The 25,934-nt window shown below is 61.5% G+C and carries 26 protein-coding genes; 22 read left to right on the top strand and 4 right to left on the bottom strand.

Features of this window, described 5'->3' with window-relative positions:
- The 12 genes from cpaB to GGD65_RS10415 all read left to right on the top strand — a co-directional run bounded on the left by cpaB (nt 1) and on the right by GGD65_RS10415 (nt 11,455).
- A complete protein-coding gene (gene cpaB / locus GGD65_RS10360; protein ID WP_018318135.1) occupies nt 1-966 on the top strand; it encodes a Flp pilus assembly protein CpaB in 966 nt (321 codons plus the stop codon).
- Nucleotides 966-2,171: a pilus assembly protein CpaE gene (locus GGD65_RS10365; RefSeq protein WP_092253239.1), complete on the top strand. Its 1,206-nt coding sequence runs from the start codon at nt 966-968 to the stop codon at nt 2,169-2,171. Before cpaB ends, GGD65_RS10365 begins: the two co-directional genes overlap by 1 nt.
- Complete coding sequence (locus GGD65_RS10370) at nt 2,168-3,586, top strand: CpaF family protein (RefSeq protein WP_183235208.1); 1,419 nt, start codon at nt 2,168-2,170, stop codon at nt 3,584-3,586. Before GGD65_RS10365 ends, GGD65_RS10370 begins: the two co-directional genes overlap by 4 nt.
- Entirely contained in the window at nt 3,583-4,515 is a 933-nt protein-coding gene (locus GGD65_RS10375) for a type II secretion system F family protein (RefSeq protein ID WP_183235209.1), read from the top strand. Before GGD65_RS10370 ends, GGD65_RS10375 begins: the two co-directional genes overlap by 4 nt.
- Nucleotides 4,512-5,420 carry a type II secretion system F family protein gene (locus GGD65_RS10380; protein ID WP_183235210.1) on the top strand — a complete coding sequence of 303 codons (909 nt, stop codon included), beginning with the start codon at nt 4,512-4,514 and terminating at the stop codon, nt 5,418-5,420. The genes GGD65_RS10375 and GGD65_RS10380 overlap by 4 nt, the downstream gene beginning before the upstream one ends.
- 2 nt (nt 5,421-5,422) lie before the next feature.
- Complete coding sequence (locus GGD65_RS10385; protein ID WP_183235211.1) at nt 5,423-6,070, top strand: isoprenylcysteine carboxylmethyltransferase family protein; 648 nt, start codon at nt 5,423-5,425, stop codon at nt 6,068-6,070.
- Nucleotides 6,071-6,120: 50 nt separating this feature from the next.
- Entirely contained in the window at nt 6,121-6,552 is a 432-nt protein-coding gene (locus tag GGD65_RS10390) for a hypothetical protein (protein ID WP_049814884.1), read from the top strand.
- Between the two features lie 8 nt (nt 6,553-6,560).
- A complete protein-coding gene (locus tag GGD65_RS10395; RefSeq protein WP_183235212.1) occupies nt 6,561-7,898 on the top strand; it encodes a TadG family pilus assembly protein in 1,338 nt (445 codons plus the stop codon).
- A complete protein-coding gene (locus tag GGD65_RS10400) occupies nt 7,895-8,314 on the top strand; it encodes a TadE family protein (protein ID WP_018318128.1) in 420 nt (139 codons plus the stop codon). The genes GGD65_RS10395 and GGD65_RS10400 overlap by 4 nt, the downstream gene beginning before the upstream one ends.
- A 432-nt stretch (nt 8,315-8,746) precedes the next feature.
- Nucleotides 8,747-10,426 (top strand): type II and III secretion system protein family protein, encoded by a 1,680-nt coding sequence (locus tag GGD65_RS10405; protein WP_092253231.1) that lies wholly within the window; start codon nt 8,747-8,749, stop codon nt 10,424-10,426.
- A 12-nt stretch (nt 10,427-10,438) separates the two neighbouring features.
- A complete protein-coding gene (locus tag GGD65_RS10410) occupies nt 10,439-10,837 on the top strand; it encodes a hypothetical protein (RefSeq protein ID WP_018318126.1) in 399 nt (132 codons plus the stop codon).
- A 168-nt stretch (nt 10,838-11,005) separates the two neighbouring features.
- Entirely contained in the window at nt 11,006-11,455 is a 450-nt protein-coding gene (locus GGD65_RS10415; protein WP_246919628.1) for a tetratricopeptide repeat protein, read from the top strand.
- 37 nt (nt 11,456-11,492) lie between these two features.
- Here the strand turns inward: GGD65_RS10415 and GGD65_RS10420 are convergent, their stop codons facing one another.
- Entirely contained in the window at nt 11,493-12,263 is a 771-nt protein-coding gene (locus GGD65_RS10420) for a hypothetical protein (protein WP_183235213.1), read from the bottom strand.
- Between the two features lie 684 nt (nt 12,264-12,947).
- On the opposite strand from GGD65_RS10420, the gene GGD65_RS40950 reads away from it, so the two are divergent.
- The 4 genes from GGD65_RS40950 (at nt 12,948) to GGD65_RS10440 (ending at nt 16,905) form a co-directional block, all read left to right on the top strand.
- Nucleotides 12,948-13,598, top strand: coding sequence for a response regulator transcription factor (locus tag GGD65_RS40950; protein WP_183235214.1), 651 nt, complete (start codon nt 12,948-12,950; stop codon nt 13,596-13,598).
- A 57-nt stretch (nt 13,599-13,655) separates the two neighbouring features.
- The gene (locus tag GGD65_RS10430; RefSeq protein ID WP_183235215.1) at nt 13,656-15,425 is read left to right on the top strand and encodes an ATP-binding protein; all 1,770 of its coding nucleotides are present in this window, start codon (nt 13,656-13,658) and stop codon (nt 15,423-15,425) included.
- Nucleotides 15,426-15,681: 256 nt separating this feature from the next.
- Nucleotides 15,682-16,083, top strand: a complete 402-nt coding sequence (locus GGD65_RS10435) for a hypothetical protein (RefSeq protein WP_183235216.1) — start codon at nt 15,682-15,684, stop codon at nt 16,081-16,083.
- Between the two features lie 90 nt (nt 16,084-16,173).
- On the top strand, nt 16,174-16,905 hold the full coding sequence (locus tag GGD65_RS10440) for a sulfite exporter TauE/SafE family protein (protein WP_183235217.1): 732 nt from the start codon (nt 16,174-16,176) through the stop codon (nt 16,903-16,905).
- Between the two features lie 215 nt (nt 16,906-17,120).
- Here GGD65_RS10440 and GGD65_RS10445 read toward each other — a convergent pair whose 3' ends face one another.
- From GGD65_RS10445 to GGD65_RS10455, 3 genes are all read right to left on the bottom strand, one after another.
- On the bottom strand, nt 17,121-17,573 hold the full coding sequence (locus GGD65_RS10445) for a VOC family protein (protein ID WP_018318119.1): 453 nt from the start codon (nt 17,571-17,573) through the stop codon (nt 17,121-17,123).
- A 39-nt stretch (nt 17,574-17,612) separates the two neighbouring features.
- Nucleotides 17,613-17,822 carry a hypothetical protein gene (locus tag GGD65_RS10450; RefSeq protein WP_183235218.1) on the bottom strand — a complete coding sequence of 70 codons (210 nt, stop codon included), beginning with the start codon at nt 17,820-17,822 and terminating at the stop codon, nt 17,613-17,615.
- Nucleotides 17,823-18,083: 261 nt separating this feature from the next.
- Nucleotides 18,084-19,013 carry a LysR substrate-binding domain-containing protein gene (locus tag GGD65_RS10455; RefSeq protein ID WP_183235219.1) on the bottom strand — a complete coding sequence of 310 codons (930 nt, stop codon included), beginning with the start codon at nt 19,011-19,013 and terminating at the stop codon, nt 18,084-18,086.
- 200 nt (nt 19,014-19,213) lie between these two features.
- Between GGD65_RS10455 and GGD65_RS10460 the strand changes: the two genes are divergently transcribed.
- From GGD65_RS10460 to GGD65_RS10485, 6 genes are all read left to right on the top strand, one after another.
- The gene (locus GGD65_RS10460) at nt 19,214-20,914 is read left to right on the top strand and encodes an acyl-CoA dehydrogenase family protein (protein ID WP_183235220.1); all 1,701 of its coding nucleotides are present in this window, start codon (nt 19,214-19,216) and stop codon (nt 20,912-20,914) included.
- A gap of 5 nt (nt 20,915-20,919) precedes the next feature.
- Nucleotides 20,920-21,705 carry a 2-keto-4-pentenoate hydratase gene (locus tag GGD65_RS10465; RefSeq protein ID WP_179735964.1) on the top strand — a complete coding sequence of 262 codons (786 nt, stop codon included), beginning with the start codon at nt 20,920-20,922 and terminating at the stop codon, nt 21,703-21,705.
- Between the two features lie 275 nt (nt 21,706-21,980).
- Complete coding sequence (locus GGD65_RS10470; protein WP_246783246.1) at nt 21,981-22,820, top strand: tripartite tricarboxylate transporter substrate binding protein; 840 nt, start codon at nt 21,981-21,983, stop codon at nt 22,818-22,820.
- A 150-nt stretch (nt 22,821-22,970) separates the two neighbouring features.
- Nucleotides 22,971-23,918, top strand: coding sequence for a tripartite tricarboxylate transporter substrate binding protein (locus GGD65_RS10475; protein WP_246783259.1), 948 nt, complete (start codon nt 22,971-22,973; stop codon nt 23,916-23,918).
- 2 nt (nt 23,919-23,920) lie between these two features.
- Complete coding sequence (locus GGD65_RS10480) at nt 23,921-24,406, top strand: tripartite tricarboxylate transporter TctB family protein (RefSeq protein ID WP_183235223.1); 486 nt, start codon at nt 23,921-23,923, stop codon at nt 24,404-24,406.
- Between the two features lie 8 nt (nt 24,407-24,414).
- Nucleotides 24,415-25,923 (top strand): tripartite tricarboxylate transporter permease, encoded by a 1,509-nt coding sequence (locus GGD65_RS10485; RefSeq protein WP_183235224.1) that lies wholly within the window; start codon nt 24,415-24,417, stop codon nt 25,921-25,923.
- The last annotated feature ends 11 nt before the right edge of the window (nt 25,924-25,934 follow it).

Genomic DNA, 25,934 nt, shown 5'->3' on the forward strand with positions numbered 1-25,934 from the left:
ATGTCATCCGCGCTGCGTCTGTCGATCATCGTGGTGCTTTTGCTTGCAACCACAGCGTTCGGATTGATCGCCTATAGCATGAACCTGCCGAAGGCGCAGACTCCGGTCCCAGTACAGGTGACAGCGGCGCCCCTCGCGCCGGCGGCGCCGGCGACCGCCGGGTACTTTGTCGCGGCACGACCATTGCCGAGGGGGACGTTGGCCCGCGAAGAGGATTTCGCCGTGCGCTCGGTGCCACCGGAGCGCGTTCCCCAAGGGGCTATCCTTGAAAATCCCGAATCCAAGGCCGGACTTCCCGGTTCACTCATCCGCAACTTCGTCGAAGCGGGCAGTCCCGTTACGTTGCAGGATATCCTGCGTCCGCGGGATCGAGGTTTCCTCGCCAGTGTCCTGGCGCCAGACAGCCGCGCCATCAGCATCAAGGTTGACGAGGAGGCCGGTGTCTCCGGCCTCATCAGGCCAGGCGATCACGTCGACGTCGTGTTGACCCAGGTCTTCGAGAAAGTCGATACCGCGCGCCGCGCCCTCAGCGAAACCGTTCTGCGTAATGTTCGAGTCATCGCGATTGATCAGGAGATCGTGCAGGGCGCGCGACCCATCAGCGGGATGGCAGGTAAGCAAACCCAGACCGTGTCACTGGAGCTTACGCAGGTGCAGGTCAAGAAAGTCACTGTCGCAAAGCAGCTCGGGACGCTCTCCTTGGCCGTGCGCGCAGCAGTCGATCAGTGGGACAAGGCAGACACCGGCGCGATGTCGAGCTGTGATGTGTCGCCTGAACTTGCCCGCCAGTATGCAATTTCCGCACAGAGAACGGCAGTGGTCGTTCATTCAGGCGGCGAGGTCAAGCAATACACGGTCAGGAAGCAAGAGGAAGACGCTCTCGTCAGCTGCGACGGTGCATCGGAAACTGTACGCCCGACTGCGACGGCGGCGGGTTACGATAACAGGTTGTCGGAGAAACGGTGATGAACATTGCCATAGCCACCCCGCCTGAAGAATCGACGTCGATCGTCACGCGTAACCGCATCATCGGCTTCGTAAACGATGAGCTCAGCGCCGCGGCGTTGCGCAAGGGGCTCGAGGGCGCCAATCTCTCGATCAGGCGCGGCACGATCCGCAATGCCATACGGATGCTCGAAACCGACACGGATCTGTTCGCGCTGGTGGTAGACATCAGTGGCATCGATGATCCCTTTACTGAACTGGAAAGACTGGCCGGCGTCTGTCCGCCCGATGTCCGCGTAGCCGTGATCGGCGACAACCGGGAGATCACCTTCTACCGTGAGCTCCTGGAGCTCGGCTTGACCGAGTATCTGCCGCGGCCGCTCACGCGCGATCTGGTGCTGGACAAGCTGCGCCCCAAGCTTCTCGGCGACGTCGCAGCCAACCAGATCGATCGTGGCGGGCACGTGGTCTCGATCTGCGGGGCGCAGGGCGGCGCCGGTGCCACGAGCATCGCGATCAATCTGGCGCTGCAGCTTGCCGAGACAACCAAGGCGAAGGTGGCCCTGCTTGATCTTCATCTGCAGGGCGGCGAAGCCGCCGTGATGCTGGGTGTTCGTCCCGGGCCGGGGCTGCGTATCGCTCTGGAAAATCCGACGCGGGCGGACACACTCTTCCTCGAGCGCGCGGCAATCGAAGTCAATGAAAGGGTTTGCCTGGTCTCGGCCGACGAGGACCTCGATGCGCAGCTCGAAATTACGGAAGCTGGCATACGACACGTGCTGGGTCTGCTGCGTCAACGGTTCAACTACATCGTCGTCGATGTACCCGTCCCATTTCCGCCGTCGATCTATCCCGTGATTGCGCTTTCCCGTCATGTGATGGTGCTGCTCGAATCCGAGGTGACCGGACTTCGCAATGCCCATGCGCTACGCACCGCCGTGATCAACATCGCGGGCAAGGACCGGGTCTTTACCTTGCTCAACCGGGCCGGTCGTCCCGGGGGCCTTCCGAGGGCGGCGGTTGTCAAGGCGTTGGGTGCAGAGCCCGACATCGTCGTTCCCGATCTCGGCAAGGGCATGACCGAGGCGCTCAATCTCGGAATTCCAGCTCTGAAACACGTCAGAAAATTGCGGCGTCACCTGGCACCGATCGTGCGGGAGATCAGCGGTGTCGCTGCCGAGCGGGTTAGCTGGTGGAGGAGGGTGCTCACAGCACATCTGCGATGAAGAAGTTTGGTAGGCGCGAAGACGACGCACCAGCTCACGTATTGGCGGCAGGCGTCCCTGCATCTGCGATAGGCTTGCCGTTGCCGTCGGCCGGCGCGACTGCAGCCGCACCGAACGTGCCGTCACCTGCGCCAAGGCGTGACGAACCTGCGATCCACCAACCCATCATTCCACCTTCGCTGCGTGAACGGGTGATTGAGCAGATCGAACCCGCGGTGGCCGCAACCGTCTCGCGGGAGGTTCTCCGGCGGCAGATTGAAGAGATCATCCATCACATTGCCAACCAGGAACGGCTCGAGCTGTCGGGCCGCGAGCAGCTGCAGCTCGCGGACGAAATTGCCGACGACATGACGGGCTACGGGCCGCTCCGTCCGCTGCTGCTGGACCAGTCGATCAGCGATATCATGGTGAACGGCCCAAGCAATATCTACGTGGAGCGAAGCGGCAGGCTGGAACGAGTTGCGGTGCGTTTCCGCGACAATGATCACATCGCCTCCGTCGCTCAGAAGATTGCCGCGCAGGTCGGTCGGCGCGTCGACGAATCCAGTCCGATGGTGGATTGTCGCCTGCTGGATGGCAGCCGGGTCAACATCATCCTCCCGCCGCTGGCGATCCATAGTCCGTGCATTTCCATCCGGAAATTTCCAAGCCGTCGTTTGGACATCGCCGGATTGATTGAAAACGGCTCGATGACCCCGGCCATCGGACAATTGCTGGAGATCGCGGCCCGCTCGCGGCTCAATGTTCTGGTCTCCGGCGGCACCGGATCCGGCAAGACGACGCTCCTGAACGCGATGAGCCAGTTCATCGATCACACCGAACGTATCGTCACGATCGAGGACGCGGCGGAGCTGCAGCTTCAGCAGCCGCACGTGATCAGCCTGGAGACCCGGCCTCCCAGCCTCGAGGGGACAGGGCAGGTGACACAACGCGATCTGCTGGTGAATGCCCTGCGCATGCGTCCCGACCGGATCGTGGTTGGCGAGGTGCGCAGTTCCGAAGCATTCGACATGCTGCAGGCGATGAACACCGGCCATGATGGTTCGATCTCCACGGTACACGCGAATAGTACCCGGGATGCCCTGACCCGCATCGAAAACATGGTGCAGATGGGACAGGTCAATCTACCGTCGCGCGCCATTCGAAGTCAGATCGTCGCTGCGCTGGATCTCATTGTGCAGGTCGAACGCATGCGGGACGGGCAGCGCCGTATCGTTCAGATCAGCGAGGTGATCGGCCTTGAAGGGGAGGTGATCACCACCAATGACATCGCAGTCTTCGAGTATCAGGAGGAGGATGTGAACGGGCGGATATCGGGCAGCTATAAGTCCAACCTTGCAACTCCGAAGTTCAAGAGCCGGCTTGTCTATTTCGGGCTAGATGGTGCGTGGGCCGAGGCCATGAGGCAAATATGACGCTGGAGTCCGTGATCGTCACTGTTCTGGCGCTCGCGATGTGCGCAGCAGCCATTTCGTTGTGGCTCGACGCTCGGGAAAGACGCATCAATCGCCGGTTGGCGGTTGCTCTGCCAACGTCGCATCCGGCCAACTTGCCATCCATTCGCCGCTTGGAGAGCGGGTCACAGGACCAGTTTCTCAATCGGCTGTCCAACTACAATCCCGATATACCTTACGTGATGCATCCGGCCTATGTGCTGCTCGCAGGTGCATTCGGAGCAGCCGTGATCCTTTATGCGAACAGCCAGCTGGGATATTCCATTGTCTACGTGTCCATTGTCGCCGCAATCGCGGCCCTCATTGTGATACGAGCCCTGTTCGGATGGCAGCAGCGTCGCTTCGCTCTTCAGCTTTTTCGACAGCTGCCTGATGCGATCCAGCTGGTGACGAGTACCGTGCGTTCGGGTCTGCCTGTGCACGAGGCATTTCGTGCCCTCGCGCGCGATATGCCGCAGCCAACGGCCGGGCAGTTTGCCATCGTATGCAGCGAAGTGAATTTGGGAAGACCCCCCGAGGAAGCTATCCAAGCTGTCTATCGGCGAACGCAGGTGGCGGAGTATGCGATCTTTGCGGTGACACTTGCCGTGCAGTTGAAGTCCGGTGGCAGCCTGGCCGAGACCTTGCAGAACCTGGGAGACACTGTCAGGCAACGTGTTGCGCTGGCCGCTCGCGCCAAGGCGCTGGCAGGAGAGGTGATCTTTTCCTCACGAGCGCTGACAGTCTCGCCCTTGATTGCAGGCGGGGTCCTGTACGCAGCCAATCCGCAAACGGTTGATCTGTTGTTCACCGATCCGGTTGGAAACAAGCTGCTGGCTTACGCAGTCCTTTCGGTGCTTGTCGGAGCCCTGGTGATAAGTTGGATGGTCAGAAGGGAAACAGAACTATGACCTCTGGTCTCAGTCTGGTGGCCCTCGCAGTCGTGGCTGCAACCGCGTCCTGCATGTTGATTATCCGCGAAATACACATTCGTACATTGGACGCCCGGGTATCAAACGCCGTGATGGGCGTTGCTGGCCGGTCTGCACCCTTCCAGGATTTGACCGGTTGGTTTTCGTCACTCGGCATGCGGTATCGTCGCTTCTACGCTGAGGAAAATCTGGATCAGCTACGAACCATCCTTCAATCGTCAGGTTTCAATCATCATCGAGCCTTGCCGACCTGGATCGGTGTCAAAGCCGTCAGCATGGCGCTATGCCCGATCATCGCCGGGTGTGTCGCTCAGCTTCTCGGGAAGGCACTGCTGGATGTGATGGTCTTCACACTTATCGGCTTGGCGATCGGGATTCTAGCGCCGCGATTGATACTGGCGGTACTGAAGCGGCGGTTTGATGCCGCCATTCGACTGGGCACGCCGGACATGATCGATTTGCTGGTTGTGTGCAGCGAAGCGGGAATGGGCCTGGAAAGCGGGCTGGCACGCGTCGCGCAAGAAATGCAAGAGACCAATCCCGCTATAGCCCGGGTCATGAGCGGCCTTCTTGATGATCTCCGGATCCTGCCAAGCCGCAGCGACGCATTCGAGAAACTGGGATCTACATCGGATGGGCTTCGCCGATTCGGAATCATGGTCGGCCAAAGCCTGCAATACGGAACGCCGGTGGGGCAGGCTCTGCGGAGTATCGCCGTCGACCTCCGGCGCGAACGCATTACCAAGCTTGAAGAAAGAGCACACAAGTTGGGCGCCAAGCTGACCATTCCGATGGTGTTGTTCCTGCTTCCAGCCATGTTCGTCATTTTGGGTGGAAGTCCCATTCTGCACCTCGTGCGTTCGTTCGCCAGCTTCGGTAAGTAGCCATGAGCACGATCGCCCTTCCGAAAACGTCCTCTTACGACCGGACCATGCAGCTGTTCGGCGGCATGTGGTTCATGTTGCTGGCGCTTGGCGTGGCGATCAAGATCGGATCATCGGCTGATGATCCTTGGCCGTCGCTCCTGTCGAGTGTTTGCCTCGCTGTCTTTTACGTGCTCCTGGCGCTGTTGGTCATCACGCGGCCGCCGGCGAAGGCGCAAGCGAACGGCCGTCTCCCAAGGATAGCGGCGTTCGTCGGCACCTATATGCCCTGGACGATCGCCTTCTTCGGCGAAACCGACAAGGCGTTGCCAAACCTGGCGTCCACCGTGTGCGTGTTGATCGGCATGATCATGATGCTGGTCACCATCCGACATCTTGGCAGGTCGTTCAGTCTGGTGCCACAGGCGCGCAACGTGGTGCAAACGGGTCCGTATCGATGGATCAAGCACCCGCTCTACCTTGCGGAAGAAATCGCCGTGTTGGGTGTGGTCCTGAGAAGCCCGACACCGCTGACTGCGGTCCTGCTCGTCTTGCATATCGGCGTTCAGGTTTGCCGGATTTATTACGAAGAGGACCTGCTACGTCGCAACTGCCTGGAATATTCCGGTTACGAAGCATCGCGCTGGAGAGTGATCCCTTACGTTTGGTGAGTTCTGTTCCGGTCGACGACCGGAAGGTGAGTATCGGTCGAGGTCAACTCATGAGCCACAAGAGGTCGTTCGTCGTGGATCAGCGCGGCGCCGTCGCATTTGAGACATTGATCGTCTACCCGGTTTTGGTGGCGTTCCTGCTCATGCCGCTCGCCGACCTGGCTGCTGCGGGCTTCCAGTTTATCTCCGCATGGAGCGCATTGCGCTCCTTCGGGCAGTATGTGCAGTACGCTAATCCGCTCGCCCCTGACGGCACGGTGAGCTGGAAGACAGGGCTACAGACCACAGTCGCTGGTCATGCGATCAGCAACCTTCAGGTTTTGTGCGGAGACGCAGGGGCCACCTGTTCGCCAGGCAATCTGGCGTCTCCCAAGTACATTACATTCTCGACAACCATCACTTTGGCTCCAATTGTGTGGAGAGGGGTGCTGTGTCCCACCACTTGTACCTACACGCTGCCTTACTCAGAACGCTTCCAGTAGTGGCTTCCATGCGTAGTCTGCTCCGCTCCCAACGAGGCTCCGTCGCGTTCGCAACGGTCATCGCTCTCGTGCCGCTCATCGGAGCGGTCGCACTCGGGGCGGAGGCAGGATCGTGGTACGTCACCCGCCAGCACGCGCAGAACGCCGCCGACTCGGCCGCCTATTCGGGCGCATTGCGGCTTTCATGTACGATGGCGGGTGCGGCCTGCGAACCCCAGACGGTGGATTATCGCGGCAAGGAATTCGCAGCACAGAATGGGTTTTGCAACTCCAGCCCGAATGACAGCACGCCCTATCCTGGCACCACGTGTGTGCCTAGTCTTCCGAGCAGAATATCGCGGGCCGTGCAGATCGATATCGGCAACTACAATGCGGGCACGTTCACAACGCCCGTTGCGGGCACGGGCAACGCCGTTCGCGCTAGAGTCAGCCAGCAACAACCGGCGTACTTGGCGGCAGTGCTGGGTTTGACCACCGTCGACATCCCCGCCCAAGCCATTGCAGTGGTTCAGCAGCCGACCAAGGCCTGCGTCCTGGCGCTTGGACCTGACTCAGGCGCACTCAAGCTTGCTGGTAACCTCAGCAACAACGGAACTGGCTGCGCTCTGATGTCGGATACCAGTGTTCAACTTGCCAGCACTCCAACGTTCACCGGCTCGGGATGGGCAGTTTATGGTGTAAATGGCTGCACCCCCTCAAGCAGCTGCAGCAATGTTGGCGTGCCGTACAACTATTTCATGACGTACGCTAACAATCCGCTCAGCAAACTGGACACCGCATCGTTCAACAGCAGGACGGGCAATACAAATATGCCATGCACCCTTCAGGCGGATGGGTGGAAGCATTGCGCGCCGAATAGCGCCGGGACTGGAGCTTACGGCAGTTTCACGGTGCAGAACGGCGACAAGTACGTTTTGGACCCGGGAACATATTTCTTCTACAAGGCAAACATAAAGGTCACCGGCGGACAACTGAAAGGCGCGGGCGTAACCCTCGTCTTGCTCGGAGACTCGCAGCTTACCATCAACGGGGGTACGGTTGATCTCTCCGCACCCGCCACTAACACGTTCTCCTCTGATCTCAATGGCGTCCTGATTGATGATCAGGCTCCGAGCAAGACCAGCAACAAGGTCACCATAAACGGTGGCGGTCTGGTGAGCCTGGGCGGGGCTATCTACTTCCCCAACGTCGACGTTAGCTGGGCCGGTACGACTGCCAGTACGAACACGACCTGTTCGCAAGTGATCGCGAAAACGCTCGACATGAGCGGTGGCGGCTACCTCAGCACGCAAGGCTGTGATCCGGCCACCATCGTATACACCCAGGTTGTCGCTTTGGTGCAATGATGAGAAAGCTCGACAATCGCGGTATGGCGCCGTTTGAATTTATCATGGTGTCCGTGGCGCTTTTCACATTGATGTTCGCCATCTTCGATCTCGGGCGCTATGCCATCACGATGCAATCCTTGCGGACGCTTGCGAGTGCTGGCGCCCGTGCGGTCATGATCAGCTGCTATACGCCTGCCTTGCTTCAAAGCCCGCCGCAGTCGCCGGCCGGCTGCACCGGGGATCCCCTGTCCACCGCTGCCAAGCAGAACGCGGCCCCCTTCCTGTTTTTCGGAGGTCTGACGCCAACGCTGACCGTGGGGGCCAACAGCAACAGCTTGAGCGTTACAGCTTCCCAGGCAAACTTCACGATGCTGATGCCCATATGGGGCGCAGCGCTCAATGCGCCGAGCGCCTCCAACCAGATTCCCTTCTAGTACAAATATGGCAGCACGCCTGACATGTTTCGCTCGACAGCTTTCGTGGACGCGGCGTGCGGACCAAACGCGCGGGGGCGGAATTACTCGGCCAGGCGAATCGCCAAGCGTGCCACCGACTGTCCTTCGATCGCAAAGCCACGACGGGAGCGCGCGCCAAGAGCGGTTGTGCTGCGGGATAGTTCCCCACAACCAGTGAGAATGATGCGCGCTGGCAACATCGAAGGGTTTTCTTTCTGCTTGCGGCGGTGCGGTAAGTATCTCGTCTTGCAAGCTGCCTGCATGAGGGAGGATGATCTTGGAAACACGAAGTAACGAATTGTAGTGGGACAGATTGTAAGCTCTGCGACGTGGTGCGCAGAGGGGAAATGTTGAGGACGTCGGGCACGTAGATTTGCGGGGATCTCCGTGGATCGCAGTGGGGGGACTCGGATGAGTGGCGATCGCGTTTCGGGTAACAGGGCCGGGAGGCTTCTCGCCTTCGGCGTGATGGGTCTGGGCGCGGCGCTCGCCTCCTCTGGGTTCGCCGACCGCGCGGCGGCTGCAGACCGGCGGGGCTCCTCCGGCGGCGTCATCGTCAGCGAGATGAATGACGTCCAGCGGGTCAAGCTCGTCGTCAACAAGTCACGTACCTTCAAGGTCGACACGGCCTTTGCGACGATCGTGGCGGGCTCGTCTGACATCGTCGACGTGAAGTCGCTGAGCGATCATCTCATCTACGTGCAGGGCAAGCAGACCGGCACCACCAACGTCATCCTGTTCGACAGCTCGATGAAGCAGATCGGGATCCTCGACGTCGAGGTCGTGATCGATACCGGCAATCTACAGCAGAACATCCGGACCAGCACCGGCGGGCAGGGTATCCGCGTGTCGGCTTCCGAGGGCCAGGTGGTGCTCAGCGGGGTCGCCGCCGACGCAGTTACGGCCGAGCGGGCCATGGCGATCGCCACAAGCACGGTCGCGAAAGGGGGCGTCGTCGTTAACGCGATGAGCGTCGCGGCGCCGCAACAGGTGATGCTCGAGGTGCGCTTTCTAGAGGTGAGCCGGGAGGCTGGACGCAACCTGGGCGTCAATCTGTACGCGGCGAATGCCAATGGTACCAACGTCGGCAATACCGGTCTTGGTTCAACCACGGCCGTCGGGCGGGCACCCATCGGTGGCGTCAATAGTCTCACTAGGGTACCCACCACCGGCGGCACTAGCAACCTTAGTGCCAGCAGCACTCCCGTTGGCGCCAATCCTGCTGGCAGCCTTCCGATACTCGGGACTCTCGGGACGCTCGCCGGTACTGCAGGGGGCATTGCGCCGGCGCCGTTCGGAAGCTTGTTGACCAGCATTATCAGGACCAGCAGCGGGGGCTCGGTGGACCTGTTGATCTCGGCGCTGGAAACCAAAGGATTGGCACGCCGGCTGGCGGAGCCAAATCTGACCACGCTGTCCGGCGATGCCGCCCGCTTTCTCGCTGGCGGCGAGTTTCCAGTGCCGATACCGACCCAGACGCAGAACGGCTTTCCCACCATCACAATTGACTACAAGAAGTTTGGTGTTGAGCTCGCCTTCGTCCCCACTGTGCTCTCGCGCGGTGTGATCAATCTTCGCGTCGAGCCGTCGGTCAGCGAACTTGATTTCGCCAACGCTGTGACGATCCAGGGGACGACCGTTCCTGCGCTGACCCGCCGCGACGCGCGAACCACGGTTGAGTTGCGCGATGGCCAGAGCTTTGCCATCGCCGGCCTGTTGCAGACCCGCAATCGCCAGGACGTCTCGCAGTTGCCTTGGATCGGCTCGGTGCCGGTGATTGGAAGCCTGTTCAGCAGCAAATCGTATCAGCAGGAGGAAACCGATCTGGTGATCATCGTGACGCCGCGCCTGGTCGCGCCGGCGGCACCCGGTCAGCAACTGGCATCGCCACTCGACTCCCGCCTGCCGGCCAACGACGTCGATTTCTTCCTCAATGGTCAGATGGAAGTCCGCAAGCGGTACAATGACTACGTCAATTCCGGAGGCGAGGTGAAGGGGCCGTATGGCCACATCATCGCGCCTGAAGTCCGGACCCCCGTCGTCGTCCCGGCCGCGAGTGCCGATCAGACGGTCGTCAAAACTCTAAACTAGAGGACGCGCGAGATGACGATCAGGTATCTGGCTCTGTTTGCGCCCTTCCTCCTCGGGGGATGTTACGGCGTCGCCGGTCATGACGAGGTGGACCGCTACTTTCAGCGTTCCGACAGCATCACGATGACCGCCGGCGATGCCAAGCAGGTCAACGCCGTGACCCATACAATTCATCCATGGCCGCGATACGTCGGTGATCGCCGGATCGCCTACGACGCTCGACGTGTGGGCTCGGCCGTGACGCGTTACGGCAACCAGCAACAGCCGGTGGATCAGCTTCCCGACATGGGCGATCCGACGAAACTCATGGGCCAGCGGCCTCCGGTCACGCAGAATGTCAACATAACTGGATTGGGTGCGGGAGCATCGGCGGGAGTATCGGTGCCAGTCGGCGGGGCAGCGGGCAGGTAGCGGCTTCTGGTAAATGAGTTTAGCGACGGGACAGTTGAGTGCGGTGCAGTGCGTCCGCTGGGCCGGGCGGGGGACAAAATTATGCGACGTGCCATTCTACTGCTGACCTGTTGCTGGCTGGCGCCAGGCCTTGCGGCATGTGACTATACCACGAGAGAGGCTGCCATCGTGGCTCCCGTCGAGCCACCGGGTGGGGACCCGGTGCAGGAGCCGACGGACGTCAAGTACTACCCGTCGGACGAGCCTGTGCGGCTGGGCCTGGAGCATTACAATCGCGGCAGTTACGGGCTCTCACAGCGCTATTTCAAGGACGCCGTCGAGAAATCACCCAAGGACGTCACGGCCTGGATTGGTCTCGCAGCGAGCTACGACAAGCTGCGTCGTTTCGACCTGGCCGATCAGGCCTATGCCCAAGCGATCCGGCTGGGAGGCGAAACCGTTCAGATCCTGAATGACCAGGGGTATTCGTACATGCTGCGCGGCAATCTGAGTGCGGCGCGACGGAAGTTCGAGAAGGCTTATTCGCTCGATCCAGGCAATCCGGTCATCGCCAATAACCTCGAGCTTCTCAATGGCAGCCGGCGGTTCATTGAAAGACCACCAAACAACCAGCCTTAGGTGGTCGATCGGCTACTGCGATCGCGGCCAGTTCTCGTCAGTTTGGCCCAATCACAGCATCAGCGTAACGGCTGCCGCTCCGGATGATGACAACAACGCCATTGCGAACGGTAAATCGCGCGCCGAGCAGTTTCCGCACCTTCTCCGTGATCGGAGAGGGAAAGGGAACGGTTTCTCCCACGACGGGTTCGCCGACCTTTATCGTCTCAGTCGCTGGGCCAGCAACTGGTGCAGGCTTGATATAGTCTCGGATAAGCTGAATCTCTTCACGTGACAGGATGAGCGGAGCCTGGTCAGGTTGGGTCTCCGACGGCGGCTTGGGTGTTCCGCTGCTTGCCTTTTCACGTATCTCATTGGTGCTTGCGATCTGATCGAGCCTGGCTACGCGTAGCTTGAGCGCGATGATGTCACGTTGCAGTGTTGCGATCTCCAATTTGCGCGCGTTGACCTGCATGAAGACGATGATCGCGCAAACGCAGCTCACGATGAAGCCGACACTCAGTAGTGCGATCAACCAACGCTCGAAGTTTCCCATCGACCCTCCGGTCGTCCGGGGGAGTTGATCGCGCTGGAGATGGCGCCGCCAGATGCGGCGTCCTCGGTCGATCCAATTGGTAGAGCCCGTTACGCCGGTCGCCGCCTGGCCCGACCCAAAATGCGCAGGCGACGAGGTGGCTTCCTCGCGGGCCGGATCGACGAACGACCTCGTGTCGACTTGCTCAAGCTCTGGATTTTCGGGAACGCGATCCGCCGTCGTCAGATGGGCGGCAGGATGGAAGGGATCCATCTGCTTATCGAGCCGGCCCATCTCCGCTCTCCATGCAGCCATCTATCAACTTCAGCAGTTCCGCCGACGCGGCTGGAATAGGGTACCCGAGGATTCGATCAATCGAAACGGAAAAGGCTCTAAGCCGCGGAGCCGCTCGAAGGGTAGCTTCAAGAGATAGGGTGCCAACTCGGTGCCAGGGTTCACTCCGACCACGCGGACGGTAGCCGGTAAAACGAAGCACTATGATCGTGCGACGAATGCTCACTTTCAGTCGGATAAGCCCAGTGGCGCGACCAGTAAGTCATTGATTGTTCTCAACCCGGGGCTGTCTCCTAATCAGCGGGTCCCAGAGCCCTGGTGCGCCCACCACCCCGAGGCGCTGCCGACGCGGGGACCATATGCTGCGAAGATGCAGCCCCGGCACTTTGCCGCGTAACTCGGCGATCACCCTCGCATAGCAAGTACAACCATAAGTGGCGTGGAGCCTGCTCTTGAAAAGCCGGAACGCGGGCGTCGGCCACCAGAAGAGATTCAAATTCGACGGAGAATCGACCAGGATCAACGTCCACTTGCCGCCAGCGGCGCGACACGGCTATGGAGCAGGGCCACCGAAAATTGCCTAGGTGACCACGTCCGGCAAGTGGATTGGTGGAATGCCAATCCTTGATTGAAGTTGATTGATACCCTAATACCGTTGCTGACAGGCAACACAGGTGCGGACCGGTGCGGACGATCATTGCTGACGATCACGCGATCATGCGGGAAGGTCTGAAGCAGCTCCTGTCGACCGTGGATGATCTTATTGTCAGCGGAGAGGCGGCGGACGCAGAGGCTGTTCATCGTCTGCTGAACGAAAACTCCGCCGATCTTCTCATCCTTGATCTCGGCATGCCGGGTGTGAGCGGCTTTCAATTCATAGCTCACCTGAGAACCGTTTGGCCGGCGCTGCGGGTTCTTGTCCTCACCGCCAATGTCGAGCCGCGTTCCGTTCGAGCAGCTTTTTCCGCGGGCGCGAGCGGCTATTTGACCAAGAGCGGCGATCCGTCCGAACTCGTTGCTGCGATCGATGCCATCAGAAAAGGCAACCTCTATGTTGCGGAGGAGGTTCGCTTCGCAGTGGACCACCATGGCGGCCCGAACGAAATCCCGGAGCCGATCGCCGCGATCGTATCTCCGGTCGCGCTGACAAGGCGTGAGCGGCAAATCCTGGCGATGATCCCTCACGGCGCCACCAACCGCGATATCGCCAGCCGTCTCGGCATCAGCCCGCTCACCGCCCGGAAACATCGCGAAAATCTCATGCGGAAGCTTGACCTGCACAATGGCGCTGAGTTGACCGCCTACGCGGTTCGTCTCGGCCTTCCAGCGGGTTAGCGCAACGGCAACTCGCAAACGAAGCCGCCGCACCGGCCGGCGCGCGGAGAGGTCTCGATGCAAGAGGACAAGATACGCGAGGCGCTCGTTGAACTCCTGTATCGCAATTCCTATGGAGTGGTGGCTTCCAACGTTCTCATCTCCCTAGCGGCAGCGTCCGTGCTGAGGAGCGCCGTACCGGCAAGCTGGTTGATCGGATGGCTCGGCGCGGTGTATCTGCTCACCGCCATACGCGTCCTGGCGGCGCGCCGGTTCTTCAAGCGGGTTAGAGAGCCGACCTCAGTGTTGCGATGGGCTTGGCTTGCGGCTGCGTTTTCCTGCGTGTCGGGCCTGCTGTGGGGAATGCTCGGTTGGGTTGGCTTCCGTCCCGAGGAGCCCATTCTTTTTTCATTCACTGCTGTTGTCTTGACCGGTCTGATCTGCGGCACGGTTCCGTCGCTCTCGGCCTTTCCGCCTGCCTTGGTCGGCTCGATCGTCGCAACGATGCTGCCATTCACGGTACGCTCGATCACCAATGGAGGCGATATTTCCGGCGCATATCTCGCCCTGCTCGCCGGGCTTTTGACCATCAATCTCTATTACTGCCGTACGACGTACCGCATGCTGCATGAGAGCATCAGGTTGCGTTTGGAAAATGTCGAGCTCGTTAGCCACCTCCAGGAAGAACGCGACCGCGCACAAGCCGCGGACCGCGCGAAAACGCGTTTCCTCGCGGCCGCCAGTCATGACCTGCGCCAGCCGATCCATGCCTTGAGTCTTCTGATTGCCACGCTGGCGGCGCTGGGCCACCGCGGCGTTGTCCAGTCCGGCGATGCACGCGATCTGGCAGGCAAGGCAAAATCCATCGTCGGAAATCTCAGCGCCCTTCTGAACGGACTGCTCGACATCTCCCGTCTTGATGCCGGCGTCGTCACTGTTGCGCGGGAGACGGTGAATCTGTCCCAGCTTTTCAACCAGCTCAGCAATGAATTCGCTCCCGAAGCGAAGGATCGCGGCCTGGATTGGCGTGTCGTTGAAAGCCGTCTCCAGGTGGACAGCGATCCCATGATGCTGAAACGGGTCCTGGGCAATCTGCTGTCGAACGCCTTTCGATACACGAGGTCCGGTGGCGTTCTGCTCGGTTGCCGCAGGCGCGGTGCCTCGGTGGAAATCCAGATATGGGATACCGGCCCCGGCATTCCCGCAGATCAGCAAGCGATGATCTTCGAGGAATTCGTGCAGTTGCAGAACCCGGCGAGGGATCGCACCCAAGGCCTTGGCCTTGGCCTCGCCATCGTTCGCCGCACCGCCGCACTGCTGCAACATCCGCTGAAGCTGGTTTCCGTCGTCGATCGCGGTTCGATGTTTTCCGTTACGGTTCCGCAAGCCAGTGCAGTGGCGCCTCCCTTGCCCGATCACAGCGCGCCACCTGCAGATATCGCCATCAGCATCATGGTCGTGGAAGACGAGGGGGATGTTCTCGATGTCATGGTGCAGCTGCTCACGCTGCAGGGCCATCGGGTCTATGCCGGCCGGTCTGCAGCCGAGGTGCAACAGATTCATGCGGAGGCAATGGCGACCGGCGATGCGCCGGTCGATCTGATTGTGACCGACTACCGCCTCGGAGGTGGTGCTACTGGCCAGGACGCAATCGAGGCTCTTTGCGCCTATATCGGCCGCTCCCTGCCTGCCATCATCGTGACCGGCGATACCTCGCCGGCGCGCATCAAGGAAGCCAGCGCCAGCGGTCATCGTATTCTCCACAAGCCGATCGCCGGCGAGCAATTGAATGAAGCGATTGTTGCCGCCTATGTAGATCGCAAGCAATCAATCAAGAGCGGCTGCTAAAAGCACGCGTAGCTTGCTGCCAAAATTGGCGATCAACCGGCCACGGTTGAGGTTGTATCTCCGCGCGGACGCCCACCGCGCCACTACCTGTGGCGACAAAGGTCTTTCGGCTTTCCCTTCCAGCCGGGTACGAAATACGACATCTGCCGTATCGCTCGCGGATTGCCCCAGTGATATCCACGTGGATGTCATTGCCGCCGTCGCTGGGTACGGTGCTATTTCGCCCAGCAGCGATAATCAATTTCGAGTTTAAAGCATGACGCTCGAATATGAGAAGCAGACGATGTGTCATCAATCGCGCGATTTAGCTCCCTCAATATCTATTCTCGACAGCAAGGTGCGAAGCGTCCTCAACGATATTCTCGTCTCCCTTCACGTATCGCGGCGCCTTGGAGCGAAACGCGTAATCGGAGAGTACCGGCATTTGCTTGCGAAGGACTGTGCTTCGTTGAATTTTCGGACGCGCACAATGCGTAATCTGGACAGGGGAGTTGCCGATAACCCCCGCGCCCGGCGAGCTGCGCCACCTCTCAAGGCGTGGACAATGGCTGTCCTGGTTGGCTTCGGCATTTTGCACGTCGTCGGAGAACGCACGCTGCATCAGGCGCCGAGTATTCGACCGATCGAGCCGGCAACGGCAGCGATCCAAGGCGACTAGATGGATTGGTTGTTTGTCGTTTGAGTGAGCTCGAACGACCCGACGCTGTCCCGCCATCCACGACGACCAGCATCTTTAGGAAGCGGTGTCATGTCCGACATAGCGGTTTATCTTGTGCTAAGCGGGGCGGTGTTTGCAGGCGCGTTCGTGTCTGGCCTTTCCGGGTTTGCGTTCTCGGCGGTCGCTGGCGCCATCCTGCTACACGTGTTTCCGCCTATCGAAGCTGTGCCGTTGATGATGGCCTGCAGCATCACCGTGCAAGCCGCCAATCTGTATGCGCTCCGCAAGAGCATGCAATGGAGAACCAGCCTGGTTTTCATCGCTGGTGGACTATTAGGCGTTCCGATTGCGATCTATCTCCTGCAGAACGTGGATACAGGCATTTTCAGATTGGGATTTGGAGCGCTCGTGTCGCTTTACGCGGCATACGCCCTGGTGCGGCCGACGGCTGCCTACTTGCGTCAGATGGAGAGCCAGAGCAGGAACGCGCTGGTGGGGTTTGGCGGCGGCCTTGTCGGCGGGTTGACAGCGATGCCTGGCGCACTTCCTGCGATCTGGTGCGATATCCATGGTCTTCCGAAAACGCAGCAGCGCGGCCTGGTTCAACCCTACATCGGGGTCATGCAACTTTTTGCCCTCGCTCTCATGCTTTCGCACCACAGCCTTTCCTTAAAAGTCTTGATCGACTTTGGCATTTCTCTGCCCGCCTTAGCTGCGGGAACGGCTGCAGGTATCGTCTTGTTCGGTCGAATCAACGAAGCAGCCTTCAAACGTATCATCCTTGGCTTGCTGCTGTTTTCGGGACTTTGCCTTGTGATTTAGCAGGACCTCGTGGGAAGGCATGCGTGCTTCTGCGTGCGCGCCGGTCCGGGCTGGCTGCTCATCTGCGCGAGCACGGAATTGAAGTTGTCGCCGACCTACCGGGTGTGGGCGAAAAGACCGTCAGCCGTCACGTCCACGAAATGTCAGGGCAGTGGCTGGAGTTTCCGCAGCATGGTCGGCGACGGTATCGAGCGGAGGAGCGGTGTCCACGGGCCTCATCCTCCGAAGCCATAATAGTCACGCACCACGGTCTCGCGGAGCTTGCCGGGCTCGAAGATCTCGATCACGACCCCGTCGGGTGCGCCGAGCATGAAATAGCCGCCGCCTCCGCCGAGGCGACGAATCGGATTGGGAACATGAAGGCCCGCAGCGGTCATGCGTTCGTAAAGCTCGTCGATGCCGACGACCTGCATGCCGAGATGATGGACGGCATTCTTGCCCTCGCCGCGTGGCAACTGGTCATAGAGATGCAGGGCGCCGATGCCGACCTTGATGAAGACGTTGCGCGCACCGGCAACGTCGCCATCCCACTTCACCTCGGCATCGAACCACTTTTTGTAGAAGGCGATTGTCGCATCGACGTTGGATGCGAACAGATGTACGTGCTGGAGGTGGTAGCGCTGCTTGGTGCCGTAGGGATACTGCCACTCGTTCTCGGGTGTCGTCATGCTGTCCTCGGATGTTGGAGTTGGATGTTTGATGTCGCGTCAGCGCTTCAGGAGCAGGCAGGCGCTTTCGGTCAGCGGAATGGTCACCTCCTGGGCCGGGATCGTGCGGAGGATCTTGTAGAGGTCCCACTCTCCCTTGGAGTCCTTGGGGGCCTTGACTTGGGCGAGGTACATGTCGCGGACGACGCGGCCGTCCTCGCGGATCGTGGCGCCATGCGTGAAGGCGCTCTCGATCCGCGTTGCGCGCATTCTTGCGACGACTTGATTTGCGTCGTCCGACCGGTCGCCTCCACGGCCTGTAGATAGTGACGCACCGCCTCGTAAACGCCGATCTGCATGAAGGTCGGCCGCTGTCCCTTGCGGCCGGGCAATCGGAGCAAGCGCGCGCGACGAGCATCCCGAATACAGCCTCATCCGGCGTTCCCCCATCATTGCTGTGGAGGGTCTGTGTCAGAGCTGGTTCAGGCTGGCAAACGAGGTTTTCGCGGTGTCCCTTGAGTGAAACTCAACTCAATCGTTTGCACGCTTTCGCGAGGATGTCCTGGCCGCCGCCTTGTTGGCGCCCTGTTGCTTGCAGGCGTTGCAGAGCCACGTGGCAAAGGCCGCGACCGCCGGATCGTCCGCCATGCGTTGCTCATATTCGAGCACGAAATGGCGCCGCGTCGGCCGGATCACGGGATGCGCTCTGACGAGATTGAGTTGTGCAAGATCCGGAGCGAGCAGGCTCTCGATGGCGATGGCGGCGCCGAGCCCGGCCGCAGCGGCCTCGATCGCGAGCCCCAGATTTTCAAAGCTGCTTCCGCCGCGGATCGGCACCTTGGTGAGCTGCGCGTGGTCGAGCCAGCGTCGCCAGTCGTCGGGCCGCGGCCTGTTGTGCAGCAGCGGAACGGACGCGAAATCCAGCGCGCCATCCTTCAGCAGAGCTGGCGAGCAGACCGGCACGGTGGCGATCGGCAGCAGAGGCCGGGTGACGAGGCCGGCTCTCGGCTCGCCGTCCGAGACGGCAATGACGGCATCGTAGCGGCTGGCAAGAAGATCAACCGGGTTGGCGCTGGTGTGCAGATCGATCTCCAGCTCAGGATGTGCCGCCTGGAGGCCGGGCCATTTCGGCAGGAGAAAACGCGACAGGAAGAATCCGTAGACGCCGACGGATAGCCGTCTGAACTGCCGCAGGTGCAGGCCTTCAGCGGCATCCGCAATGCGATCGAGGGCCTCGCGGGTGGAATCGGCGAACCCCTTGCCGGCCGAGGTCAGGACGAGGCCGCGCGACCCCCGCAGGAACAGCGCGGTGCCCATGCGCACCTCGAGTGCGCGGACGTGCCTGCTGACTGCGCCGACCGTCACGTTCAACTCGTCGGCGGCTCGCGTGATCGACAGGTGTCGTGCGGCCGCTTCGAATGCCCGCACGGCATGGAGTGGAGGAAGTCGTCGTGAAGCCATGATGGTGCGCCCCGCGGGATGACCGGGCCTTGAGTTTCGCTCAAGGCGCCCGCCCAAGAAGTCGTTTGCGTGGAGCGCTGTCAAGTCATACCCGAACACTGGCCCGGGGTCCGCCCCGCCCAAGATACGTCCGTCCGGAGAGGAAGCTCATGACCGTTCATGCCGGTTTGGCCCGTCGCGAAGCGTCGTCCCGACGCTCGATGGCGTTAGCGCCCACCTGCCGTGGGCTGAACTACTTTGCGATCGACCGGAGCATTCGGGATCTGCTTCCCCTGTACATGGAAGCGCCGCTGCTGGCGCATCTCGGGCCGCATCTCGCCGAGCTTGGCGCGCTTGCCGGAAGTAAGCTCTACGATCTGTCCGATCAGGCCGAGCGCCATCAGCCGGTGCTGCATCCGCGCGATGGCTATGGCCGCGATGAGGAGTGGGTCGAATACCACCCGGCTTACCGGGAGATGGAGCGGATCGCATTCGGACAATTCGGTATGCACGCGATGTGCAATCGAGGTGGCGTGCTGGGCTGGCCCTCGGTGATGCCGCCGATCGCAAAATACGTGTTTCACTACCTGTTTTCGCAAGCCGAGTTCGGCCTGCTGTGCCCGGTGAATCTGACCGACAGCTCGTCCGAGCTGGTGCGACGTTTCGGCAGCGACGAGCTTCAAAAGCGCTATCTGCAACGCATGTGGAGCCAGGATCCGGCCACGCTGTTCAAATGCGCGCAGTTCATGACCGAGAAGGCGGGCGGCTCCGATGTCGGTGCGGCCGAACTGACCGCCGTGCGCGATGGCGCGCATTGGAGGCTCTATGGTGAAAAATGGTTCTGCTCCAACGCCGATGCGGAGCTTGCCGTGTTGCTGGCACGGCCGGAGGGCGCAGTCGGCGGCGGGCGCGGCCTTGGCCTGTTCCTGATGCCGAAGACGCTGCCGGACGGCAGCCGCAACGCCTATCGCATCGTGAGGCTCAAGGACAAGCTCGGCAGCCGCACCATGGCCAGCGGCGAGATCGTGTTCGATGGTGCCGTCGCCTATCAGCTCGGTGAGCTCGATCAGGGCTTGAAGCATATGCTGGTGATGGTGAATTCCAGCCGTGTCTCGCATCTGGCGCGCGCCGCCGGCATGATGCGCCGCTGCCTCAACGAAGCGCTGCAGGCCTCCCGTCACCGCAATGCCTTCGGCCGCGCAGTGGTCGATCATCCCCTGATGCGCCGGCAGCTCGTCAAACTGATGGTGCCGACCGAGCAGGCGCTGTCCGCGCTGCTCTATTCGGCAACCGCACCGGAGAAGGTGCTGCGGCTGCTGACGCCGATCGTCAAATACCGGGCCTGCCGCGACAACGTCACGGTGGCGACCGGTGCGATGGAGGCGCGCGGCGGTAACGGCTATATCGAGGACTGGCCGAACGCGCGGCTGGTGCGCGACGCCCATCTCGGCCTGATCTGGGAGGGCACCAGCAACATCAACGCGCTCGATGCCGTGCAGCGCGCCGTTGGAAAGGTCGGCGCGCACGCCGCCTTGCGCGACGATCTCCTCACCCGGCTCGCGGATACACAGGGCATTCCCGGACAGTTTCGCACGCGGCTCGATGGCGCGGTCAATGGCGCGCTGCGCTTTGCGGAAGAGGTCGCGTCCCGCAAGGAGAATGAGCGCTTCTGCCGGGCCGCGGCGGGCAAGCTCTATCACGCTGTCACCGCCGCGCTGTTCATTCAGGAGGGCTTGCGTCTGGGTGCATCCGGCGGCGACGCCCGCCGCCTGCTGCTCGCGCGCTTCGTGCTGGAGCACCGCTTGCAAGAGCCGAACACGCTGAACCTGGAGAGCCAGCGCTGGGAGGACGAGGCCATCGACCTGCTGCTGGATGAGGCGCCAGTGCCGTTGTCGCGCGCGGCCGCGCTGCTGGTGAGGTAATCGCGATGGATCAGTCGGCCCAACGCGAACTCGCTCGCCTGCTTGCTACCCTGCGCCGCGAAGGACGCCAGCAGAGCGGCCTCGACCAGCGCCTCGTGCCGCCGGACAAGCCGACCGCCTATCGCGTCGCGCGCATGGTCGAGGAGGAGCTCGGCTGGACCGTCGCGGGCTGGAAGATCGCAGCGATGAAGGAAGTGCTGCAGCGCGAGTTGCGTACGGATTCGCCGATCTATGGCCGGGTCTACGCGCCGCTCATCAAGGCGTCGCCAGTTACGGTCGAGTATGCACGTCAGTGCAGTCCGATTCCCGAAGTCGAGTACCAGGCGCTGCTCGGCGCCGATCTTCCGCCGCGTGAAGCTCCCTACAGCATCGAAGAAGTCAAGCAGGCCGTCGTTTCGCTGCATCCGGGCGTGGAGCTGGCCGAGTGTCGTTTCGTCCACGACGCCGCGTTTCCTCCTTTGCCCGCTATCCTTGCGGACGGAGCCGGCAGCGGGACGATTGCATACGGTCCGCCGATCGAGAATTGGCGGCAGCGCGACATTGCCGGCCAGGAGATCGTGCTGACCTGCAATGGGACCCTGAGGCGGAAGGGCAATGCGGCGATCGCGCTGGACCATCCGATCGTGCCGGTGACATGGCTCGCCAACGAGCTCTCCCGGACCGGCATCGGTCTGAAAGCGGGGCAGATGATCAGCACCGGCACCGTGACGGGAATGTTGAGACCGAAGGCCGGAGAGACGTTCGTCGCGGATTTCGGACCTTTCGGCAGCGTGACGGTGACATACGCGTGATCTGATCGAACTGACAATCTTCCAAGAACAACAGTCGGACGTGCGGGCGCGATGATGTCGTGGTCACACACTCAACCGGCGAGGAGTTGGAAACGGCATGGCGCCAGCCTTGCCTCGAGGGAGGGGAGAAGCCTATGGGATTGATCAGTCTTTGCCGCAAATTACTTCTCGTGTCAGCCGTTGCGTTATCCATGCCTGCGATGGCGAGGGCGGAATTTCCCGAGCGACCGATCAAATTCGTGGTGCCTTTTGCCGCAGGTGGACCGACGGACGCATTGGCGAGATCTCTGGCTGAGGGGGTCCGGGCCAAGCTCGGCCAGCCCGTCATTGTCGAAAACCGCGCCGGCGCCGGCGCCAACGTCGGAGCCGACTTCGTCGCGAACTCGCCGGCCGATGGTTACACCCTCCTGTTCGGGACGTCGGGCCCGCTTGCCATCAACGTAAGCCTTTACGCAAAGCTGAGCTACGATCCAATCAAGAGCTTTGATCCGATCATCATGATCGGCAAGATGCCGAACGTGCTCTCGGTGCATCCCTCCGTGCCGGCGCAGAATGTGCAGGAGCTGATCGCGTATGCGAAAGCCAATCCGGGAAAATTGAGCTTTTCCTCGTCCGGCAACGGCGCATCGACGCATCTCGCTGGCGTCATGTTCAATGCCATCGCCGGCACCGACATCCTGCATGTGCCTTACCGCGGCGGCGCACCCGCGATCAACGATCTCATCGGCGGCCAGGTTCAGATGAGCTTTGCCGACATCTTCGTCTCCGCCCCTCACATCAAGGCCGGACTCCTTCGCGCGCTCGGCGTGACGACGATCGAGCGGACGCCGGTTCTGCCCGATGTGCCGACCTTCGACGAGCAGGGCCTGAAGGGTTTCGATGTCAGCGTGTTCTTCGGCGTCGTCGCCCCAAAGGGCGTACCTGAGCCGATCATCGAGAAGCTCAATGCGGCTTTCGTCGCCGCCATGAACGACAACTCGATCAAACCGATCCTCGATGCGCAGGGAATCATCCCGGCGCCGTCGAGCAGTCCCGCTTATCTGGGGACGTTCATGGCGCAGGAAATTCCAAAATGGCGGGACGTCATCAACTCCATCGCACTGCGAATTGATTGAGGCGGGAGAAGCCATCGGCAGTCGTGGTTCGCCAGGGGGCGGTAATTCACGGTGCCGATGACGAAGCCGCCGGCAGGACACATGAAGACACGAGCTTGGCCCCGAGCGAACCACTGGAGAGAGGATCTTATGTTTCAACGCAGCAGTTTGATGATTGCGATCGCGGCGCTCGCCATGCTCGTGCCCGTCTACGCCGGCGCACAGGAATACCCGACCAAGCCGATCACGCTGATCATTCCCTGGCCGGCCGGCGGATCGACCGACCTCACCATGCGCGCGATCGCCGAGAAGGCCTCCAAGGTACTGGGACAGCCGATTGCGATCGACAACAAGGCCGGGGGCAGTGGCACGGTCGGCCCGGCTACCATGGCTGCATCCGCAAAACCTGACGGCTACACCATCGCTCAGCTTCCAATGGGGGTGTTCCGCCTTCCTCTGATGCAGGAAACCCCCTGGGATCCGTCGAAGGACTTCACCTATATCATCCACCTCTCGGGCTACACCTTCGGCGTCACGACCAGTGCGGAAGGCCCGTTCAAGACATGGCAGGACGTGGTCGACTACGCCAAGGCCAATCCGGGCAAGGTCACCTATGCGACGCCTGGCGTGGGCACTTCGCCACATGTCGGCATGGAGCAGATCGCTATGCTCGCGGGCATCAAGCTCGCGGCTGTTCCGTTCAAGGGCGGCGCGGAGACGAATGCCGCGGTGCTCGGCCAGCACACCATGCTGCAGGCCGACGCCACCGGCTGGCGTCCGCTGGTCGATGCCGGCAAGCTGCGCCTGCTGATGGTGTGGACCGCGAGCCGCTCGCCGAACTTTCCCGACGCGCCGACGCTGAAGGAGCTCGGCTATCCCGTGGTCTACGACTCGCCGTTCGGCATAGCCGGCCCGAAGGGAATGGATCACAAGATCGTCGCCAAGCTGCACGACGCCTTCAAGAAGGCGCTGGATGATCCGGCCGTGGTCGCGACGCTGTCCAAATACGACATGGTGCCGAACTACAAGAACAGCGAGGACTACAAGAAGTTCGTCGTCGAGGTCACGGACTCCGAACGCAAGGTGATCGATGCACTCGGGCTCGGCAAGAAGAACTGACCATGAGCGGCGATAGCAACGTCAAGGTCCGCCTCGACAATTCGGAGCTTTGGAGCGGGCTGATCGGGCTCGGGCTCGGCATCTTCGTGATCCGGTCCGGCCTGAAGCTCAAGCTCGGCACGATCCACGATCCCGGCTCGGGTTTCGTGCTGTTCTACGCCGGCATCCTGATGTGCGCGTTCGCTGCAACGATCATCGTTGCCGCGATCACCGAAGGCGGGCCGACCTTCGGCTCGCGCTGGAAAGATGCGCGCTGGGCCAAGCCGGTCATCGTCATCGCATGCCTCACCGGGTTCGCCATCGCGCTCGATCCACTCGGCTTCCTGCTCGCCGCCATTCCGCTGACACTGCTGCTGATGCGCCTGATTGACCCGGTGCGCTGGTCGCTGGCGATTCCAATTTCCATCCTCGTTCCCGTCGGCATGTGGTGGCTGCTCAAACAAGCGCTTGGCATTCAGCTCCCGTCCGGCATGTTCGGTATCGGCTGAGCACGGTCATGGATACTCTCGTCAATGTCGCGCATGGCTTCGGGGTCGCACTGGCGCCGATCAACCTGCTTTACTGTTTCATCGGCGTCTTCATTGGCACGCTGGTCGGCGTGTTGCCGGGCATCGGGCCGATCTCGGCGATGTCGTTGCTGCTGCCCGTGACGCTCTCGGGCACGCCGGAATCCGGCATCATCATGATGGCCGGCATCTATTACGGCTCGATGTATGGCGGCTCCACCACCTCGATCCTGGTCAATATCCCCGGCGAGGCGGCATCCGTCGTCACTTGCATCGACGGCCACCAGATGGCGAAGCAGGGCCGCGCGGGTCCCGCGCTCGGCATCGCCGCCTTCGGCTCCTTCATCGCCGGCACCTTTTCGCTGGTCGCCTTGATGCTGGTCGCGCCGAAGCTCGCCAGCGTCGCCATCGTTTTTGGTCCCGCCGAGTATTTCAGCCTGATGGCGCTCGGGCTCGTGGTGCTCACCTTCCTCACCCAGGGCTCGATGGCGAAGGCGCTGTTGATGGCCTGTATCGGCGTCGTGCTCGGCCTGATCGGGCTCGACAGCATTACGGCGCAGCCGCGCCTGACCTTCGGTCGCATGGAACTGATGGACGGCATCGGACTCGTGCCGGTCGTGATGGGCCTGTTCGGCGTCGCCGAGGTGCTGCTCAACACCGAGCAGGCCATCAAGCGCGACATCATCAATGCCAAGATCACCCGGCTCCTCCCGAACAAGGAGGACTGGAAGGCGAGCGCCGGCCCGGTCGGCCGTGGCACCATTCTCGGTTTCTTCCTCGGCATCCTGCCGGGCGGCGGCGCCGTCGTGGCGTCCTTTGCCTCCTACGCGCTGGAGAAGCGGCTCTCCGCGACGCCCGAACGTTTCGGCCATGGCGCCATCGAAGGCGTCGCAGGGCCGGAAGCGGCCAACAACGCCGCAGCCGGCGGCGCGTTCATTCCGCTGATGATGCTCGGTATTCCGCCCAATGTGGTGATGGCGCTGCTGCTCGGCGCCTTCGTGGTTCACGGGCTGCAACCGGGACCGCTGATGATCACGCAGAACCCCGGGCTGTTCTGGGGCATCGTCGCCAGCATGTATATCGGCAATCTGATGCTGCTGGTGCTCAATCTGCCGATGATCGGCATGTGGGTGCAGCTCCTGAAGCTGCCCTACAACATCCTGTTCCCCCTCATCATCCTCTTCACCATCATCGGCGTCTATTGCAGCGGCAATAACGTGTTCGACGTCTACGTCATGATCGCGTTCGGAATCATCGGCTATTTCCTGCGCAAGCTCGGCTACGAGCCGGCACCGCTGGTGCTGGCCTTCGTGCTGGGACCGATGCTGGAGAACAATCTGCGCAAGTCGCTGATCCTCTCGCAGGGCGATCTCGGCACCTTCGTGACGCGGCCGATCTCGGCGGTGTGCCTCGCGCTTGCTCTGGTGCTGCTGATCGGACCGCTGTTGCCGGCGCTGCGCAGAAAGCGCGAACTGGTGGCGCTTGACGAGGGAGCCTGACGTTGACCTGT

It is taken from the genome of Bradyrhizobium sp. CIR18, assembly GCF_014198295.1.
In the GTDB taxonomy this organism is placed as follows: domain Bacteria; phylum Pseudomonadota; class Alphaproteobacteria; order Rhizobiales; family Xanthobacteraceae; genus Bradyrhizobium.